The sequence below is a fragment of the Wolbachia sp. wLmal genome (assembly GCF_049435495.1).
Lineage (GTDB): Bacteria > Pseudomonadota > Alphaproteobacteria > Rickettsiales > Anaplasmataceae > Wolbachia > Wolbachia pipientis.
On sequence record NZ_CP185405.1, the window covers coordinates 586,814 to 605,896 of the forward strand.

The window sequence follows — 19,083 nt, forward strand, 5'->3', positions numbered from 1 at the left end:
GAATGAAGCTATTCGTTCATCTGGTGTTATTTATTTCGTTATTTATTCCTTATTTTACAAAAGCTGCTTTATATGTTGATATAAAAAAAAGCAGTGTTGGTAACATTGGTCTTGTTGTATCTAAATGTACATGTAAAACAGCGTTGGAAAGCGAATTAAGCGAAAATATTGCAAAGGTAATAGGAACAAATTTATCTAATTGTGGCTTATTTAATGTAAAACGTGGCGCGGAAGCTGAATCTAAATCTTGGAAAAGCGATACTGTAGTCACAGTAAGTTTAAGCGAAATATCTGGTAGTGCATTAGAGCTATCATTTCGTTTATTTGACACTTTTACAAAAAGAGAATTACTTACTCAGTCAGTTGTTTTTCCAGCAAAAGACTGGAGAAAAATTGGTCACCTCGTTTCGGATGTGATACATGATAGATTAATTGGTGAGAAAGGGCACTTCAACACAAAAATCACGTATATCGCTGAAGAAAAAGATAGCAACTACAAATCTGTGCGTAAAATTGCTGTGATGAATCAAGATGGAAGTAATATAAAATACTTAACAAATGGCGATAGATTTGTGTCAACACCGAGATTCTCACCAAATGGAAAGGGTATTGTTTATATCTCGTACGCAAATGGTAAAAGTTATATAATATTAAAAAATTTAAAAGATAACACTGAATCAATAATCAGCGCATTTGAAGGAGTTGTTTCTGCACCAAGATTTTCTCCCGATGGTAAATCTCTTTTAATTTCCCACTCATTGGGTGGTGAAACGAATATATTATCTTTGGATTTAAGTAGTAAACGAACAAAAAAAATTACTAAAGGTTCAGCTATAAGCACTTCTCCCTCTTTTTCTCCAGATCAAAAGTATATGGCTTTTAGTTCTGATATAAGTGGGAGTCAGCAACTGTACGTTATCGATTTTACTAACAAAAGTAAAAAACCTAAAAGAATTAGTTTTGGGAGTGGAAGATATGCTACGCCTGTTTGGTCGCCAAAAGGAGATCTGATAGCTTTTACAAAGATTCAGTCAGGAAAATTTTACATAGGAGTTATGAAGCCAGATGGCAAAGAAGAACGTCTGCTTTCAGAGGGGCATAAAATTGAATCCCCGGCATGGCTACCAAATGGTAGAGAAATCATTTTTACAAGAACAGAATCACCAAGCAACTCTAAACTATATTTAGTAGACTTAGTAAAGAAAAATCAAAAAATGGTTTCCACTCCCACAAATGCTTCTTTACCGGATTGGTCTTATTTTTGAAAGTAGATCTATTATAGATTTGATATGAGCCTTATTTTACTTTAATTGCTTATAACCTTTGGCACTACGAAATACCCATGCTCAGGTTTTGTATTGGACAATATCTCTTTTTTAATGTTTTGAGAATTTATAACATCATCGCGTACATGAATGTCCTTGTCTATACTGCCATAACGCATAGGAGAAACACCTTCAGTATTAACTTGCAATAAAGTATCGTGTATCCAATCCAGCATTGTCAGTTCTTTGGAGTAGTGATCAATCTCGTCATTTGATAACTTAATCCTTACAAGCTGTGCAATTTTAAGCATTTCTTCCTTGGTAATTGTTATTTTTCTCTTATTTGCAAATTCTATTAGTGAAGTAATAACGTCTTCTGTTGACTTAGCTGGCATTTCTACCTCCTTGGATGAAGTGAGTTAAAATATTTACAACCGAAACAACTTCTATTTTACCAGTTTTTTCAAGTTTGTGAAGTATGGTATCCGTAATCACTAATTTATCTAAAGAAGAGGAAGAGATTTTCTCAACTGCACTTCCTGAAAGCACACCGTGTGTGATGCATGAAGTTACGGACTTTGCTCCGTAACTTTTTAAAGCAAGAGCTGCATTACACAATGTTCCACCAGAGTCAACTATATCATCAACAATGACACAATTTTTGTTTGCAACTTCCCCTATTATGTTCATTACTTGAGATGTGCCTGCTTTCTCCCTATATTTATCTACTACAATAATCTTATCACTTAACCCTATCTTGTACTTTTCCTCTAAAGTCTTTGCAAAAGCACGTGCTCTACCAATTGCTCCAACATCAGGTGCAACAATTGCCAAATTTTCCGTGTGTATAGAGTCAACAAATGCTTCAAAGCAGTTCAAATTAGTTATCGGTACATCAAAGAATCCTTCAATTTGACTTGAGTGCAAATCAATAACTGCAACACTACTTGCACCTGCAGTTTGAATAAGATTTGCAACTAATTTGGCACTTAAAGCAGACTGCACATTATTGTTCTTGATAATTCTATCTTGCCTGCTATATCCATAATAAGGAATAATTACTACTATCCTTTTGGCTCCTAATCTATTTACTGCATCAATTATGAGCAGAAGCTCCATAAGGTTATCATTCACAGGGGGAGAAAGAGATTGTATTATATATACTTCTTGATTATATAGATCATTTGCTACTTCTACATTTACCTCGCCATCGGTAAACTTTGATATCCAAGCAGAGGATGGTTGAACATCTAGCCGGTTAACTACTGATTCCCCTAATTCCTTACTAGCATTACCTATTATTATCTTCATAACGCACTAATTGAGTTTTTAAGATTATACAGAAATTGTAAAATAATTGAAATGTAAGTGTCTTTATCTAGCATTCTTGTCGGTGAATTAGGTACCTCTTGTACAATGACCTGTCATTTTCACGCGTTGTTTCAATATACAGACCCAAATTGAAACAACTATACAAAATCCTGCTTATGTTTCAAGATAAATGACTTTAATGAAATATAATTTATCTAGTCATTTGTATCTGCTAACATACTACACTTCCCATTGTAGAGCCTCTGCAACTTACTGAAATTTATAATCGCTTTATAAAAAGTTTTATACTCTTTGCTTAATTGGAGGCGCTACCTCTGCACTTTCTGCTCTGTCTAGGGTACTACTTGGTTTTTCTGCAGTAATTTTTTGAATGCTACCATCTACCTTATTCTTGATATCTGCTCCATATGATCTTAATACTTCAATAGCTTTCTCGTTTCCACTATTCAGCGCAATATCCAAAGCATCCATTCCATCATTATTTTTGTGGTTGATAAAATTCTCTAACTCAAAGATTTTTATATATTGCTCAATGATGAATTCTACCACTTTTCCAGGGCAATTATTAGCGGCAGGAAAGAGTACTGCATTGTTATTATTGTCTTTCTTTGTTACATCTGCTTTGAGCTTGTCTATCAAATACTTGATAATTTCTATTCTGCTATCATCTTCTGCTTCAGTGCACTGCCTAGCAGCTAAAAACGGAGCTGTTCGCCCATTATTGTCCACATCTTCAATATCTTGTCCCTTATCAATTAAGGCTTGTATTATATTTTTGTTCCCATATAAAGCAGCAAAGTGAAGAGGAGTATACCCTTCGGTGCTTTCTCTTTCATTAATCAATGCACCATGGCTAGCTAGTAATTCTATAAATTCTGGCGTATTTGCAAAAACTGCAAAGTGCATTGGTGTTAGATCATCTTTACCATGATTTTGAGTTTTTGCATTAACGTTTGCTCCATTTTTTATCAGCAATTTTGCTATTTCTAATTGTTTGCGTCCGATGGCAATATGCAGTGGCGTACGATTGCGTTCATAATGATCATTGACGTTTGTGCCACACTTTATTAGTAGTTCTGCAGCTTCAATATTACCTTCCTGAATTGCAACGTATAAGGAAGCATATCCATCTTTTGTTTTCTCTGTCATACAAAATTGCGAACATGTTAGTTCATATATTATTAAGGATTATTATTAAGTTTTTATTAATACAATATTAATGTAGCAGGATGACGAGCTTATCGTCATCCCGCCGCGAACCGTCATCCCGCCGCGGTATCTCTAGATCCCGCTAACAACTTACTATTACCCACAAATAAAAACATAATATTGTATTTACTCAAATAATTTAATTTTATTAACCTGAAAGCTTATTAGATTAAAATTATTAAACTAAGAGTTATAATTTTAGCAACTAAAAGCTGTAAATTGCACCATATAAACAGTTATTTCAAGCAAAAGTTATGCCATTAAGAGCTATGCAACAAACATTTATATTTGTGGGTAATAGTAAGCGCTAACAAGCAGCGGGATGACGGTTTTTCAAATTATCGTAAGTCAGTTTAGCTATAGCTACAAGTTTCATTCTTCCCTTACAAATAACTTTACTGCGTCCTTTTTTCGGATTCAGAATTAGCAAGAAACGTTCTTGTAAGGTGGTCTACTAAAATTTTGCTTTATAAAACAATGTCTGAACTATGCAATTAATACGTTATCAACACAACTGATTCATAAAAGCAAATATTATAACCACGAAGAGAGAAAATGTTATGCTTAGTTTAATAAGAAAGACCTTGAGAAAAAAATGACTCATCAGGTAAACGATTCGAAATTGAAAGAGAAAGATGAAAAAAGTATTTTAAAATTAGCATCAAAAATAGAAGGCAAAAAAAGTAGCATTGCTGAAGAACTAGAAAAAATATCTGAAAAGGAAAAACAAAGGATTCTTACTACGGAAGTAAGCAAACATCGGGGTAAAGAACCAACTATTATATCACTTGCTTATGCTATACTACGTAAAGATAGTATAGCTGTTGAGAAAATGTTAAGAGTAGCCAAAGAAAACGGTATTCTGAAAGACATTCTTAACACAACAATAACCATAAAACATAAAAATAATCAAAAAGTAACTGATAAGTTACTTGCCGCATTACATGATCGCAAAGTTATTCAAAAAATTTTAGACATAGCTAGAGAAAATGATATTCTGAAAGACATTCTTAATGCAACAATAACTATAAAATATCCAGATAGTGAAGAAAAAATCTACACACCACTTACTTATACAATATCATGTAAAAGCAACGAAGCTTTTAATACAACAAGAGCTATAAATCAAGATGGTCAGGAAAAAACTCACATCCCATTTCCTACCCTTGATAAAAGAGAAACTGAATTAAAATTAAAAGAAAAAAGACAAAGTAGAAGAGATGAGGGATTAAATTTTAACAATGGTAGTAGTGACAAAAATGTTGAAATAAAAGTTAATGGGGATATCTTGTTGCAGCATAGTAGTGGAATTGAAAATGAAATAAATCATACTGCTGTACGTAATGATGTAAGGGGGGTAAAGCCTCTAATAGAAAGTAGAGTAAATGTTAAAGTACAGAATATAAATGCAGTGATTGCAACTTCTGTGACATTTAAAATGATTGCAACTTCTGTGACACTTGAGTTGGTAGCTAGTAAAATAACATGTGTACTGTCAAAACCCACCACTAAATTGGAAGAAGTAGCTATAACATATTTTCAAGGTTTAGCACTATATTTGTGAAACTTAATTTATATAGTGCTAAACAAGATGCTGATTAGTTTTATAGCTAACCCAAGAAAGGTTTCCCTACGTCATACCGCCGCGGTATCTCTAGATCCCGCTGCGGGATGACGATTGTCGTTTAGCCATAAATGTTTAAGAAATTTACCAAATAAAAAAAAGGCAAAAGAAGCCCCGTGGTTATTATCCGCTTTAAAATATTGGCGTTTTTTATGTTTTAAACGCTTGACAAGCAAGATTAAGCCGCTTTTAATTGCAACTAACCTACGCTGCAAATGTTTAAGAAATTTACTAAGCAGAAAAAAAAGACAAAGAATCCCCGAGTTAGCTAGTCTTTTACTATCTCTGTCGAGTATTGGCATTTTTTGATGTCTTGTAACGCTTTATAAGCGCGTTCAGCTTATTTAGATAAAAATCTAGATGTAGATGAAGTTTTGTAAAGACATACAGTATCTATATACTGCAAAAAATTGAACATAAGACGCCGATACATTAAGTAATCCTTACCTTTTAATCTGCAGATTGGCGAAAGCAAATACAATAGCTTCACCATCATGATAAGGGCGCTGGCGGAGGGTGTCAAGTAAGTTTTTTCGTTTCTAACGATTGTTAACATGCTGCAAAAAACTATGCAAGAGGTCTACCACTTTATTAGGTATTTGTGCAGTTATTGGTGTTATCAAGATACTCCCTAATCTTCTTCAAGTCCTCCCAGGCTAAACGTTTTTGTGCTGGTTGGCGAAGTAGGTAGGCTGGATGAAATATAGCGGCTGTGGTGATTGAATTGGACAAATATTGGTTAGTGTACGTATGAAATCTGCCACGCAAATTCGATATAGTTTTTGTGCTGTCAAGAAGGCTATAACATGCGATTCCCCCGACTAAAATTAGAATTTGCGGTGAAACTAGTGCAACATGCTTCTCAACAAATGGTCTGCACATATCAAGCTCTAGGTCGGTTGGCTTTCTATTGCCAGGTGGGCGCCAAAATACAGTATTGCTTATGTATACCTTAGTGCGATCAAGATTGATTGCATTTAACATTTTATCGAGCAACGTTCCACTTGCACCACAAAATGGTATGCCTTGAAGGTCTTCATTTGCTCCTGGAGCTTCACCAACGAGCATAATTTTTGCATTTGGATTACCATCGGAAAAGACAGTATTAGTTGCAGTTTTTTTTATCTCACAACCTTCAAATGATTCAACTGCACTTCTTAATTCATCCACACTATTACATTTGCTTGCAAGTTTCCTTGCTTCGATTATCCAGTCACTTGGAAACATGTCTTTTCCATCTTTAGTGTCACCCCAGCGCGTATCTGCATCTTTCTTCTTGGTCCCAGTTTGGATAACAGAGGGTTGTACACTCTCTTTGCTCTCCAATTTTTTTTCCTCTTCACCCTCCATTAGTGTGCAATCAACGCCCACTTCATGGTAAAATTTTAATAATTCTAGGTCTTTATTGCTCATAATGCTTTTTAACCTTTTGTGCTTTTTTCATGGCCATATCATACTTTAATTTAGATAAATGTCTAATATATAATATGCCGTTTAAGTGATCTAATTCATGCTGAATACACCTTGCAAGCCAACCACTAGCTTTTAGCGTCTGTTCTTCGTTATTTAAGTCTCTGTATTTCACAGTTAAATACTTTGGACGCTTAATTTCATAGCTTTGCTCTGGAATTGAAAGGCACCCTTCCTTGAGAGTCACTTGTTCATCAGATAATTCCGTAACTTCTGGATTAATCATGCAAAATTTGCCAGTTGATTCATATCCTGCTGGCTCATTTTCAATTGTTTCTAGCTGAACATCCACAACAAAAATTCTCTTTAACACTCCAACTTGCACTGCAGCAAGGCCAAGACCTTCTGCATCGTACACAGTTTCGAACATGTCGTTTACTAATTCTTTAATTTTATCGTTTGTATCTGTTACTTCACTGGCACGTGTGATTAGTCTTTCATCAGGGGCAATTACAATTGGTAATATGGACATAAAAATTATAATTCTATGTTTTGCTTTTCCTTTTGTCCAGAATTTAGTGTATATTAAAATGTTGCTATATCTATAATAGAAATATAAATTATTAAAGAAAGCTACAATTTAAATGAAATTGCGTAATAAGGTTAACTAATGTACTCTGCAGTAATAGCAAAACCAAAGAGAAATGTTTTTGCTGTTTTAGACATAGGCACAACAAAGATTATTTGTCTAATCGTTAAAATAAATGGCAACTTCAGCTATAAAGTAACAGGAACGGGCTATAAGATTGCAGAAGGTGTAAACGGTGGGTCGATAACTAATGTAAAACACGCAAATTACTCCATCTCATCAACTATAGGTTTAGCTGAGCAAGTGTCAGAGGAAACTATAGACCAGATATATGTGAGCATTGCTGGATGTGGCATCTCATCTTTCAATGTACATAATGAAATTATTGCAGCTAATCATGAAATTTCTGACCGGGATATAAAACGTGTAGTTTTTCAGACGTTTGAGAAATATATTGAAGAAAATGTTATCATTCACAATATACCACTGAAATATAACTTAGATGACATGACTGACATAAAAGAAGTTGGTGGATTGTACGGAAAAAGACTATCTGCTGATGTTAATGTTGTCACTGCTTCGCGTCCAGCGCTTACCAATATTGAAAACTGTATTACCAATAATGGTGGATTAAATATGGCAGGTTGTATTGCTTCTGCATATTCTGCAGGTCTTGCGTGTCTCAGTGAAGATGAAAAAGAGCTCGGGACTGCTATTGTTGATATAGGCGGTGGGTGCACTGCAATTGGAATTTTCAAAAGAGGGAAACTTGTGTATGCAAGCAGCGTTCCAATTGGTGGTGTTCATATCACTCGAGATATTGCTTACGGGCTATGCACAAGCATAGAACGTGCAGAGTATATAAAAATACTGTATGGCAGCACTATCGTAACTTCAATAGATGAGAATGAGTACATTACAATGCAAAACAACGAAAATGATGAACCTACTCAAGTATTCAAATCTGAGCTTATTAACATCATAAGACCAAGAGTTGAAGAAATACTTGAAATGGTAAGAGAGCAATTTCAAGAGCAGAAAGATCCAATTAATAAAGTAGTGATCACAGGTGGAACTAGTCAACTCACAAGCATGAAGGAAATTGCAGGCTATATATTCAATAAGCAAGTTCGAATTGGGTGCCCTGAGTCTTGTAGCGGTCTTGATGGCGAATATGATAAAAATCCTGTATTTTCTGCTGCTATAGGCTCTATAAAGCTAATAGTTGACACTTTTTATAAAAATAATTCTGGTATTTTAGGTCAGGATGGTAAAATGAGTAAATTGTATAATTGGGTTAAATCAAAAGTTACAGTCTAGATTTCTGTTTTACCACCTTTCATACAAATGACTTGACACTAGGATCCATAGGACTTATTTTTATAATATGTAAAATTATTATGTTTATGTACTTGCGAGTAAGCGTACCAATTACAATAAGACATGGAAAATATGAACATAACTATACACTCACAAGAAGATTTTGAATTTATGCGCAAGGCTGGCAGGCTTGCTGCTGAAACTCTTGATTTCATTGCACCGTACGTAAAGGTAGGGGTGGCAACTAATGAGTTAAATGATCTATGTCATGATTTTATAATTAATGCAGATGCAATTCCAGCACCACTAAACTATAGGGGGTATCCAAAATCGATTTGCACTTCAAAAAATGCAGTTGTGTGCCATGGTGTTCCCGATAATAAACCACTTAAAGATGGAGATATTTTAAATATTGATGTCACGGTGATTTTAAATGGCTGGCATGGTGATACAAGTCGCATGTTTTGGGTTGGCAAGCCATCAATAAAAGCAAAACGCTTGTGTGACGCTACTTATCATGCATTGATGGAAGCAATCAAACAAGTTAAGCCCGGCAATAAGTTAAATGAAATAGGGCTTGCTATAGAGAAATATATTAGAGATTTTGGATATTCTATCGTACGCAGCTACTGCGGACATGGTATAGGAAAAGTCTTTCATGCTCCACCAAATGTAGTGCATTTCTATGATCAAGATGAAAATCTCGTCTTGAAGGAAGGTATGTTTTTTACAATAGAGCCAATGATTAATGCTGGAAAACATGAGACTCTGCTCAGTAAACTCGATGACTGGACAGTAACAACACGCGATCTTTCACTTTCTGCTCAATTTGAGCATACGATTGGAGTAACAAAAGATGGTGCTGAAATATTCACATTATCACCTAAGAATTGGCATTTCCCACCTTATAATTAGATTTTTTTAAATTCTGCTATACTGCAATTATACTTGATTTACTTTGGGTGGTTTTGAAGAAAGCTCACCCTTAATTTGCGATATAGCAACTAGCCCAATTAATGCACAGAAAATCATGTAAAAACTAGCTGAAGTCTCTTGTCCTGTAACCTTGATAATTGTTGTGCATATAAATGGTGCAAGGCCGCCAAAAAATCCAGCAGCTATATTTCTTGATAAACCAAATCCACTGTACCGAACCTTTGTTGGAAATAATTCGCACATAAGTGCACTGACAGGACCAAGCGATGCAGCTATTGGAATTATAAAAGAATGTGTGCCAGCAAGTAATTGCCACTACATAACATTGAAAAAACTGGATAACTCACTATTACAAAAGCTATAAATGCAAACTTCATAACTTTTTCTCTTCCTACCTTATCAGAAAGTATTGCAAACAATATTGTCAATCCTCCAAGTGCAATTTGACTCAGTATTTCCACTATATGATTAAAATGAGTATTTACTGTTAATATTTTATTCGTAAGCACATTGAAAAAGACCAAATATATATAGAGAGACGCATTTTCAACCAAGTCAATACCTATTGATATTAGAACAGGCTTTTTGTAATTGTTTAATAACTCTTTTAATGGCAATTTAGACGGATTTTTTGTCTTTTATACTCTGGGCTTTCATCAAGTATATATCTCATATATATGCTGATTAATCCCATTGCTAAACTGAAAATGAAAGGTAATCTCCACCCCCAAGATTCAAAATCAGATACTTTTTTGCATATGAGTACCGCTATCAAGCTTAATACTGAACCAAAAATTGCGCTTAATACTTCAATGCTGCCAAAAAATCCTTTTTTGTTTTTAGGAGCATGTTCTATTAAAAATGGTGCATTTCCTGCTTCTCCTCCAAGAGATATACCCTGCAATAATCTTAAACACACTACCAGCATTGACGCTAGTATTCCAATGCTTTGATAACCTGGAACAAAAGCAATTAATACGGTTGACAAAGTCATTAATATAATCGAGAGCAATAAGGCAACTCTTCTGCCATGTTTATCACCAATGTGACCAAATATAGCAGCACCGACTGGTCTCATTAAGAAACCCACTGCAAACACTCCAAAAGCCTTCAATACGCTGGTTAGTTGATCATCCGATGGAAAAAAACACACCACCTATTATGTTTATTAAGTGGCCAAAAAGCATGTGGTCATACCACAATAAAGTGTTACAAATCAAACTTGAAAATATTACTTTTGTTATTTGCTGCATAATTTCCCTATAGCCTGTTTGATCTTATATATAAAAAAATGTGAACGTTATGTGAATATTATATTAACAATATTAAACCTTGATTTTAATATTATTGCTCATATATTCCGATAAGATACCATATTTTGGCAAGAAAATCTATGTACATAAATAAAATTGATGTGAAGAGTAGAGTAGAGTAGGATATCTACACCAACTGTACTTAAATTTTTTGATATGATACACACTCCAGTTTTGTTAAAAGAGATGCTATCACTACTATCACCGCAGGATGGTGGCATATACGTGGACGCCACATTTGGAGCTGGAGGGTATAGCAAAGCAATATTGGAGTCAGCTGATTGCAAAGTATATGCAATTGATAGAGATGAAACGGTAACTAAGTTTTATGATGATTTAAGCGTTAGATATCCAGATAGAATAAAACTATTCATTGAGAAGTTTAGTAATATTAAAAGTATACTAAGCAGCGTTGAGCCATCTCCTGTCATCCCAGTACTTGATACTGGAAAAAATAACTGGTCACGCGCTGGAATGACATCAAACGGAGTGGATGGAGTGGTCTTTGACATCGGAGTTTCATCTATGCAGCTTGATAACGGAGATAGAGGGTTCTCATTTTTACATGATGGTCCACTCGATATGAGCATGGATAACTCTTCTTATATAAACGCTTCAACGTTTGTTAACGCTTTACGCGAAGAAGAAATCGCAAATACTATATATAACTACGGAGGCGAACGTCATTCTCGCAAAATCGCAAGAGCAATAGTAAATGCACGGAAGAAGAAAAATATCAAAACTACATTTGAGCTTGCGGATATTGTACGTTCCGTGGTATTTCGTGGAAAAAGCAAAATTGATCCTGCAACCAGAACATTTCAGGCAATCAGAATATGGGTAAACGATGAGCTGGGAGAACTTGAAAAGGGCATTAAAGCTGCATCTGAGATTTTAAGTGAGAATGGCAAATTAATTGTCGTCACCTTTCATTCCTTAGAAGATCGTATAGTCAAAACTTTTTTTAAAGATTTATGTGCTACTGATTGCAAGACATTCTCTCTTCTAAATAAAAAAGTGATCGAAGCAAGTATAGAAGAAGTAAGTGCAAATCCGCGTTCACGCTCAGCAAAACTAAGAGCTATACAGAGGTTGTCATGAGAACTTTCTGCATCATCTCAATAGTTATGTTTTTTCTTAGCATTGTAGGACTATTTAAGGTAAAATTACATGTTCAGTCATTAAATAGAGAGCTAATAAAAATAAAAAGTGAAATTAATTTAGTGCAAAGTGATATAAAAGTTTTACAAGCAGAATGGAGCTATTTGAATAATCCAAAAAGGCTTGCAAGCCTTGTAAAGAAATACCTGAAAAATAACTCTTTAATACTGGCTAGCCAGGTTAAAAATCTTGACTCTCTAAATGGCCGCAGTGTACTAGCACAACTTAAAATCCATGATCAACAGTGAGATTAAGTCTTATTTTTTACAGATGAGCACATCACAATAAAACTTACTTTGTATTCGTTCAGGATAGCGGCAAGGTAGTATAACCATAGAGTAAAAGTGAGTTTACAACAAATGGTGTCATCCCAGTGTCAAGCACTGGGATGACAAAGGAGAGTAGTGTCAGCTACTTGCATAACACCATTTGTTGTGCAACTTACTTTAGTATGAAATTGCTTGCGTAAGATTTTGGCAGCTTCTTAACATTTTTTGGGTCAGGTAAGGGAGCAGTATTACTACTACCCCCTCCCTTAGAAACGCAGCATGCAGGTTTCCCCACACTACGCTTGAGCCCCTTATCTAAGTTCTTCTTTTCTAGAACCGGCTTGTCCTTCATGATTCCTCAGGAAACATCATTCTTAATGGTGACACCAACAGTAGAGAACCTTCTCTTGAGAAAGAGCTTGCTAACATTCTTGTTCGTTTCACTCTCTCATCAAAATACTTTTTCCATTTTAAGTCAAGGGGATTTGCATCCGCTCTGATTTTAACATGTCGTCTGATAGGTATATCAATCAGCTTAAGCAGTCTTAAATACCGTATCTCTTTTGGTTTGTTCTTGCATATGGGTGCAGCAAAGACCCATCGGCGTTGACCCATTACTTTGAAGTAACGATTCTTTATCCAACGTAATCCTTTACGAGGATGTCTTTTCTTTGCCCATTTCCATAAACTATGCCAAATTTCATTGTCGACCTTTCTAAACGCTTTTTTAGCACACACATGGTGATAGTAATTTCCCCATCCTCTCAGTAGAGAGTTGAGTGACTTAATTACTATAGCCTGAGTGTTCGCTATATTTGCTTTTATCAATGTACGTGCTTTATTAAGAAGTCTTTTAATACTTTCTTTCGAAGGTTTAATAATTAACTTCTTATTATATCTACGTACATTACAACCAAGAAAGTCAAACCCTGTTGTGATAGATGTAATCTTTGTCTTTTCTTCTGAAAGAATTAAACCTCGCTCATGAAGAAAAGATGATACTAAAGGCTTAACTTCATTTTCCAGTACTTCATGTGTGAAACCTGAAATAATAAAGTCGTCTGCGTATCTGATTACGTTCACTCCACTTCTGATTTTGTTTCTTCTTCTACTGCCGAGTTTACCAAATCGACTTTCCAATAACTTTTCAAGTCCGTTTAAGGCTAAATTGGCTAGTATTGGAGAAATTATACCACCTTGCGGGGTACCTGCAGTTGTGGGATACAGAGTTTCGATTCTAGGAAGCCAGCTTTTAACCAACTATGCAGAATTTTCTTCTCCATAGGAATATGCTTCATAAGCCATTCATGATTAATGTTGTCAAAGCATCCTTTGATATCACCTTCAAGTATCCATTGTAGTTGATTACGACTTGCCAGTAACAAATGACAAGCTACTGTAGCATCTGCACAGGATCTTTTAGGCCTAAAGCCATAGGAGTGACGATCACTGATTGTTTCAGCTATCGGTTCCAGAGCAAACAGATATAATGCTTGCATGGCTCTATCTTTTATCGATGGTATTCCAAGAGGTCTTCTTTTGCCATTAGATTTACTGATATAAATCCGTTTTAGCGGAGAAGGTTTATATCCTCTTTGCTTTAACTGCTTTATTCCTTGAAATTTAGCATTGCAAGTTGACCATAGTTGACGATCTACACCCGCTGTGTTTTTTCCTTGGTTTTCAGTTACTCTCTTAACAGCCAAAGCTTTTCCGCTAAAAGAGCGTGTGAGAAGATGTTGTAAAGTTTTTACCTTACCCCATCTTCCTTCTTGGACAGCCTTAACAATACGTCTTTGTAGCCTCACAATAACTTTCTGGCATTTCTTCCATGGCAACTGCTTCCATGCTTCAAAGCTTTCGGTAGATGCACTTACAGGTTTACTTGTAATCATCTGCTTTCCTACCTTAAGTGGTTAACAAAGTTTCTTGTCACGAGGGACCAAACGGAAGTCTGCTCGTTTTCACGCGAATTAATGTTACAAATTCTATCCATTTCGTTACAAAATGGCATTCGCTTTCTCCATTCTCCTTTACCTGCACTTCCGTCAGCATTCCTTGCGGTTTGCTTGCCATGTAGGCGAAAATACAGGCTTACCCTGTTCCTTCTGTCATACAACAGTGGGTTAGGTGACTTCTCTATACCGGTGATTTGCGTACATCTAGAAATGAGAAATGTCACATTACCTTTTTGGTTAGAGCTTATCAGCATCTTTAGCTCCTTCATAATTACGATACTTTGAAGTTTCACTTACGTTCACCATACCACTAGCCTAGCTCTCCAACCACATGATGCTTGTAGTTTATGCTCCTCTCACGATTGAGCATCTTCTTTTTCAAGAGGAGGTTCATTGTCCGCATCGCTTGGCACCAACCGGTTGCCCGATTCGCACTGATGCGTAGACTCAGATGGCAAAACATCTGGTTTAATAAGTTTTAGAATCCTTTCAGTTTCTTTCTGAATGAATTCCTCTCCTTTTAAACAATATGACCGAAGACTTTCAGGTCGCACCATCTCAATTATATACCTGTTCCCACTAGAATCCCTGCAAAGAACATCAACTATACTTTGCTTATCAGAGGCAATTTCAGCATCTTGAATAGTGCTTAAGAATTCTACTTCTTGTATAGTGTTGACTTCAGTACATCCTAAAATATCGTTTAAAAAATGGATAAGAATATTCTTATTTTTTTTTCAGTGCCAAAGATTTTTTTGAAACACAAATCATTGCGAGGATCGAGAAATTTTGAAAGAGCCATAGTAAAAATACTGAGAAAAGATTAATAATTATACACTATTATTAACAATTATTCAACCATATTTTTGAAGATAGCTAGTTTCTGTATTTATTTTAAATTGAAGAAAGCTCAAATGAAAGATCGTGCTTTGCTAAAAATCACAGAATGCAGTCTGGTTACAAATAAACTATTTTGACAGTTAATGGGGTCTAGTTTTGATGTATGGACTATCCAAAGAAAAGGGTGGTATCATAACTTCAAAAACTTTTATGCTTTCTTCATTCAGAAATTCATACTTACCCTGCATTATTCCTGACGGTACATTTAAGTATGTTCCACTTGTGTATTTAAATACCTCTCCAGATTTTATCACAGGTTGTTCTCCGATAACACCAACTCCGGCAACTTCATTTACTTTTCCCTTATAATCTATTATTTGCCAATGACGACTTAACAATTGAATAGTTGATTGGCTTTTGTTTTTTATCTTAACGTTATACATCCATACATAGCAATTTTCATAAGGAATGGATTGCTCTTCAATGTAAATTGGTAAAACTGTAACTTCAACAAAGTTGGTAGTTAGTGTGTATTCCATCATTATAAAATATTCATGATAAGAAAATAGTATTTTAATTATATACTTTTTTCATAGATTTTTCAAGTATACTTTAATTAGGAAGTATCAATTTATAGTATGAATGAACCAGATGCGCTTAGCAAAAAAGTAATAGGAATAATAGGTGGTGGACAATTAGGTAAAATGACTGCTATCGCTGCAACAAAACTTGGACAAAAAATACATGTTTTTGCCAGTGCTAAGGACGATCCGGCTTGCTCTGTTGCTGATGATTTCACAATAGCAGATTTCTCTGATAAGAAAGCGCTTGAATCTTTTGCACAGAGTGTGGATTTGGTCACTATTGAGTCTGAAAATATTCCATGTAGTGCAATTGATATCGATGTAAATTTTTATCCGGGTAAAAAAGCGTTACACATTGCGCAAAATAGGCTTAGAGAGAAAGATTTCATTAGAAGCTTGAGTATAAAAACTGCTAAATACAAAAGTATACAAAATTATAATGAGCTACTGAAAAGCAGTAGAGCTTTTGGCTATCCAACAAGGCTGAAAACAACAGAAATGGGTTATGATGGAAAAGGGCAATATGTGCTTGAGAATGATTCTGAAGTGAAGCAATTTGCTTCCTTTGATTGGAATACAGAGTACATTCTTGAAGCAAGTGTTGATTTACTGAAAGAGGTTTCAATAGTCGTTGCAAGAGATAAAAACGGTAAAGTAGCTTTTTTTCCTATAGCAGAAAATTACCACGTTGATGGAATACTTGATACTTCAACAGTGCCAGCTAAAATAGATAGTAAATTAACTCAAGAGGTACAACGAGCTGCAAAGAAAATAGCAAATGCGCTCGATGTAATAGGAATTCTGGCTATTGAATTTTTTGTTACTAAAGATAACGAATTGTTAGTTAATGAACTAGCTCCCAGACCTCACAATTCTTGCCACTGGAGCTTGGATGCATGTAACGTTAGTCAATTTGAACAGCTAGTTAGGATAATATGCGGGTTACCTATGCAGGAAGTAGTATTACGCTTTCCTTGTATGACGAAAAATGTAATAGGTAATGATATATATGATTCTCATAAGTATTTGAGCAACGAAAAAGCTAGTTTAACCATATATGGGAAAAAAGAGGTTAGGGATAAGCGTAAAATGGGACATGTCAATATAGATTTAAGTTAACAGTTTTTCTACGTCATACCGCCACAACTGTACGAACATTGTGATATGATGAGATGTTACATAGTAAACGGTGTCATTCTAGCACCTCTTTTCCCGTCATTCCGCTGCTTGTTAGCGGGATCTCATTTTACTTTATGAGGGTGTCATCCGAGTAGCCTGACTACTTGGATCCAGGAATTTTATTAAGTTGGTAAGCATAAAAGTGGCTGATCTTATGTTAAAACACAACGTTCTTGATGAGATTACAGCAAGGCTGGATTCCAGCGTCAGCTACTTGAATGACAGCAGTCCTACGTCATGCCGCCGCGGTATCTCTAGATCCCGCTAACACGTAGCGGGATGACGGTTGTCGTTTAGCCATAAATGTTTAAGAAATTTACCAAACGAAAAAAAAGGCAAAAAAAGCCCCATGATTGGCTAGTTACTTACATTATACTTTCAAGTATGGCGTTTTTTTATTCTAAACGTTTAATAACCGCGATTCATCTGCTTTTAAGCCGCAACTAATCTAAATTATAAACATTAAGAAATTTACTAAACAAAAAAAAGGCAAAAGAAACCCTAGGGTAGCTAGTCATTCACTATCCACTTTTAAGTTGGCGTTTTTTAATGTTTTAAATAGCGCATTTCAGCTTATATTAGGTAAAAACCTAGAAATTTTATAAAGACATAAGGTGCACATAGTGCAAAAAATTAAACACGGGACGCCAGATACGTTGAGTTTTTTTGTCATTTAATCTGTACAGAGAAGATAAATAAATAGCTTCAGTTTCATGATAAGGGCGCTGGCGAAGGGTGTCAAGTAAGTTTTTTCGTTTCTATTTCCAATAAAAGTTTGTATGCAATAACACAGAAGCATGCACTGCTATTCCTTCATTTCTTCCAATATAACCTAATTTCTCTGCAGTGGTTGCTTTGATATTTACAAATTCATCATCAATTTCTAATGCTTTTGATATGAATTTCTTCATTTCTACTTTGTAAGGCGATATTTTAGGCTCTTCACAAACTATAGTAATATCTAAATTAGACACGCTGTACCCTTTTTCTTTTGCTTTTTTAGCAGCAAAGTCAAGAAAGTGAGATGAATTGCAATCTTTCCATTCAGAGGAACTAGGAGGAAAGTGCTCTCCTATGTCGCCACATCCCAGTGCTCCGAGTATTGCATCAACGATTGCATGTATTGCAACATCACCATCAGAGTGCGCTTCTATTGCCATGTTGTGTTCAATTTTCACACCGCAAATTTTTATAAAGCTTTCAGCACCATTTTGAACTTTAATGAACTTATGTATATCATAACCGGCTCCGACACGAAATTTTGGCTCTTCAAAAAGAAGCTTTGCCATATTGATATCCTCTTTTGTGGTTAACTTAAAATTGCTTTTCTCACCTTTAATAATCGCAACATGTTTTTTGTGCTCTACCATTAGTGATGAATCGTCAGTAAATTCTTTGACTGATTGATGGCATGATAATAATTCTTTGAAATTAAAAATTTGAGGGGTTTGTATGGCTCTGAGCTTTCCTCTTGAAATCGTAGATTCAATAAAACTCTTACTCACCAATGACATAGTGTCTTCAACTTCTATTGCTGGAACTACTCCTGTATATTGATCATTAATCATAGATTCAACCAAGTTATCTATCAGAACATCTGACACAAAAGGCCTACAAGCATCGTGTATAACTACAAAATCTGGGTTAATTTTTTGTAAGCCTTCAAGCCCTAGTTTAACTGAACTTTGCCTGTTTTCTCCTCCGTATACAGGGCTTAGTAATTTAGTGTCTGTAATTAGTGATATAGCTTTCTCATAGAAACTTTCATGGTCTCTATTAATTGCTATTCTTATGTAATCTATATATTGGTTAGCCAGAAATCTTTTAATCGTATGAAATAAAACAGATTTACCTGTCAGTTTTATATATTGCTTAGGAATCGTAGAATTGCATCTACTGCCTACTCCCGCTGCAACTATTAATGCTGCTATTTTGTATTTCTTAGCGCACATATTTCTTTTTGTAGAAGCTTTCCTCTCTATCCAAGATTCTTTCCGAAAAATAAAATTTCTGACATCATATAAAAGTTACTTCCCCTATTAACTAGCATAATTATAATAGCAAAAGAGATATTTAGAGAGCTCAAAATCTATC

Annotated in this window: 18 protein-coding genes and 3 pseudogenes; 7 read left to right on the plus strand and 14 right to left on the minus strand. The window is 35.1% G+C overall.

What is annotated here, in order from left to right; genetic code table 11:
- Window positions 1–2: 2 nt before the first annotated feature.
- On the plus strand, window positions 3–1,265 hold the full coding sequence (locus ACEL90_RS03000) for a Tol-Pal system protein TolB (protein ID WP_015588777.1): 1,263 nt from the start codon (window positions 3–5) through the stop codon (window positions 1,263–1,265).
- 41 nt (window positions 1,266–1,306) lie between these two features.
- Here the strand turns inward: ACEL90_RS03000 and gatC are convergent, their stop codons facing one another.
- From gatC to ACEL90_RS03015, 3 genes are all read right to left on the minus strand, one after another.
- On the minus strand, window positions 1,307–1,660 hold the full coding sequence (gene gatC, locus ACEL90_RS03005) for an Asp-tRNA(Asn)/Glu-tRNA(Gln) amidotransferase subunit GatC (RefSeq protein ID WP_010962323.1): 354 nt from the start codon (window positions 1,658–1,660) through the stop codon (window positions 1,307–1,309).
- On the minus strand, window positions 1,650–2,576 hold the full coding sequence (locus tag ACEL90_RS03010) for a ribose-phosphate diphosphokinase (RefSeq protein WP_155968767.1): 927 nt from the start codon (window positions 2,574–2,576) through the stop codon (window positions 1,650–1,652). Before ACEL90_RS03010 ends, gatC begins: the two co-directional genes overlap by 11 nt.
- Window positions 2,577–2,879: 303 nt before the next feature.
- Window positions 2,880–3,746, minus strand: a complete 867-nt coding sequence (locus ACEL90_RS03015) for an ankyrin repeat domain-containing protein (RefSeq protein WP_423349260.1) — start codon at window positions 3,744–3,746, stop codon at window positions 2,880–2,882.
- A gap of 655 nt (window positions 3,747–4,401) precedes the next feature.
- Here ACEL90_RS03015 and ACEL90_RS03020 point away from each other — a divergent pair.
- A complete protein-coding gene (locus ACEL90_RS03020) occupies window positions 4,402–5,370 on the plus strand; it encodes a WD_0033/WD_0034 family tandem repeat-containing protein (protein ID WP_423349261.1) in 969 nt (322 codons plus the stop codon).
- Window positions 5,371–6,021: 651 nt separating this feature from the next.
- On the opposite strand, the gene ACEL90_RS03025 is transcribed toward ACEL90_RS03020, so the two are convergent.
- Window positions 6,022–6,843, minus strand: a complete 822-nt coding sequence (locus tag ACEL90_RS03025) for a uracil-DNA glycosylase (protein WP_423349262.1) — start codon at window positions 6,841–6,843, stop codon at window positions 6,022–6,024.
- On the minus strand, window positions 6,833–7,372 hold the full coding sequence (gene def, locus ACEL90_RS03030) for a peptide deformylase (RefSeq protein WP_423349263.1): 540 nt from the start codon (window positions 7,370–7,372) through the stop codon (window positions 6,833–6,835). Before def ends, ACEL90_RS03025 begins: the two co-directional genes overlap by 11 nt.
- Window positions 7,373–7,510: 138 nt before the next feature.
- On the opposite strand from def, the gene ftsA reads away from it, so the two are divergent.
- Window positions 7,511–8,749 (plus strand): cell division protein FtsA, encoded by a 1,239-nt coding sequence (gene ftsA, locus ACEL90_RS03035; protein ID WP_423349264.1) that lies wholly within the window; start codon window positions 7,511–7,513, stop codon window positions 8,747–8,749.
- 132 nt (window positions 8,750–8,881) lie between these two features.
- Window positions 8,882–9,664, plus strand: coding sequence for a type I methionyl aminopeptidase (gene map, locus ACEL90_RS03040; RefSeq protein WP_423349265.1), 783 nt, complete (start codon window positions 8,882–8,884; stop codon window positions 9,662–9,664).
- Window positions 9,665–9,691: 27 nt separating this feature from the next.
- Here the strand turns inward: map and ACEL90_RS03045 are convergent.
- Window positions 9,692–10,938, minus strand: a pseudogene (locus ACEL90_RS03045) (MFS transporter).
- Between the two features lie 216 nt (window positions 10,939–11,154).
- On the opposite strand from ACEL90_RS03045, the gene rsmH reads away from it, so the two are divergent.
- Together rsmH and ftsL are read left to right on the plus strand one after the other, a co-directional pair.
- Window positions 11,155–12,099 (plus strand): 16S rRNA (cytosine(1402)-N(4))-methyltransferase RsmH, encoded by a 945-nt coding sequence (gene rsmH / locus ACEL90_RS03050; protein ID WP_423349266.1) that lies wholly within the window; start codon window positions 11,155–11,157, stop codon window positions 12,097–12,099.
- The gene (ftsL, locus tag ACEL90_RS03055) at window positions 12,096–12,407 is read left to right on the plus strand and encodes a cell division protein FtsL (protein WP_007548286.1); all 312 of its coding nucleotides are present in this window, start codon (window positions 12,096–12,098) and stop codon (window positions 12,405–12,407) included. The genes rsmH and ftsL overlap by 4 nt, the downstream gene beginning before the upstream one ends.
- A gap of 211 nt (window positions 12,408–12,618) precedes the next feature.
- Here the strand turns inward: ftsL and ACEL90_RS03060 are convergent.
- From ACEL90_RS03060 to apaG, 7 genes and pseudogenes are all read right to left on the minus strand, one after another.
- A pseudogene (locus ACEL90_RS03060) lies at window positions 12,619–12,780 on the minus strand (Rpn family recombination-promoting nuclease/putative transposase); the annotation flags it as partial.
- On the minus strand, window positions 12,777–13,688 hold the full coding sequence (locus tag ACEL90_RS03065; RefSeq protein ID WP_423348612.1) for a group II intron maturase-specific domain-containing protein: 912 nt from the start codon (window positions 13,686–13,688) through the stop codon (window positions 12,777–12,779). The pseudogene ACEL90_RS03060 and the gene ACEL90_RS03065, both read right to left, overlap by 4 nt.
- Complete coding sequence (locus ACEL90_RS03070; protein WP_423348613.1) at window positions 13,616–14,323, minus strand: reverse transcriptase N-terminal domain-containing protein; 708 nt, start codon at window positions 14,321–14,323, stop codon at window positions 13,616–13,618. The genes ACEL90_RS03065 and ACEL90_RS03070 overlap by 73 nt, the downstream gene beginning before the upstream one ends.
- An 8-nt stretch (window positions 14,324–14,331) precedes the next feature.
- Window positions 14,332–14,655 carry a hypothetical protein gene (locus ACEL90_RS03075; protein WP_423348614.1) on the minus strand — a complete coding sequence of 108 codons (324 nt, stop codon included), beginning with the start codon at window positions 14,653–14,655 and terminating at the stop codon, window positions 14,332–14,334.
- An 87-nt stretch (window positions 14,656–14,742) separates the two neighbouring features.
- Window positions 14,743–14,943, minus strand: a complete 201-nt coding sequence (locus tag ACEL90_RS03080) for a hypothetical protein (RefSeq protein WP_012481961.1) — start codon at window positions 14,941–14,943, stop codon at window positions 14,743–14,745.
- Window positions 14,941–15,188 (minus strand): annotated as a pseudogene (locus tag ACEL90_RS03085) (PD-(D/E)XK nuclease family transposase); the annotation flags it as partial. The pseudogene ACEL90_RS03085 and the gene ACEL90_RS03080, both read right to left, overlap by 3 nt.
- A gap of 178 nt (window positions 15,189–15,366) precedes the next feature.
- The gene (gene apaG / locus ACEL90_RS03090; protein ID WP_423348615.1) at window positions 15,367–15,768 is read right to left on the minus strand and encodes a Co2+/Mg2+ efflux protein ApaG; all 402 of its coding nucleotides are present in this window, start codon (window positions 15,766–15,768) and stop codon (window positions 15,367–15,369) included.
- A gap of 96 nt (window positions 15,769–15,864) precedes the next feature.
- Between apaG and ACEL90_RS03095 the strand changes: the two genes are divergently transcribed.
- Window positions 15,865–16,929 (plus strand): 5-(carboxyamino)imidazole ribonucleotide synthase, encoded by a 1,065-nt coding sequence (locus ACEL90_RS03095; RefSeq protein ID WP_423348616.1) that lies wholly within the window; start codon window positions 15,865–15,867, stop codon window positions 16,927–16,929.
- Between the two features lie 818 nt (window positions 16,930–17,747).
- Here the strand turns inward: ACEL90_RS03095 and ACEL90_RS03100 are convergent.
- Window positions 17,748–18,941, minus strand: a complete 1,194-nt coding sequence (locus ACEL90_RS03100) for a bifunctional 2-C-methyl-D-erythritol 4-phosphate cytidylyltransferase/2-C-methyl-D-erythritol 2,4-cyclodiphosphate synthase (protein ID WP_423348617.1) — start codon at window positions 18,939–18,941, stop codon at window positions 17,748–17,750.
- Window positions 18,942–19,083 lie beyond the last annotated feature (142 nt).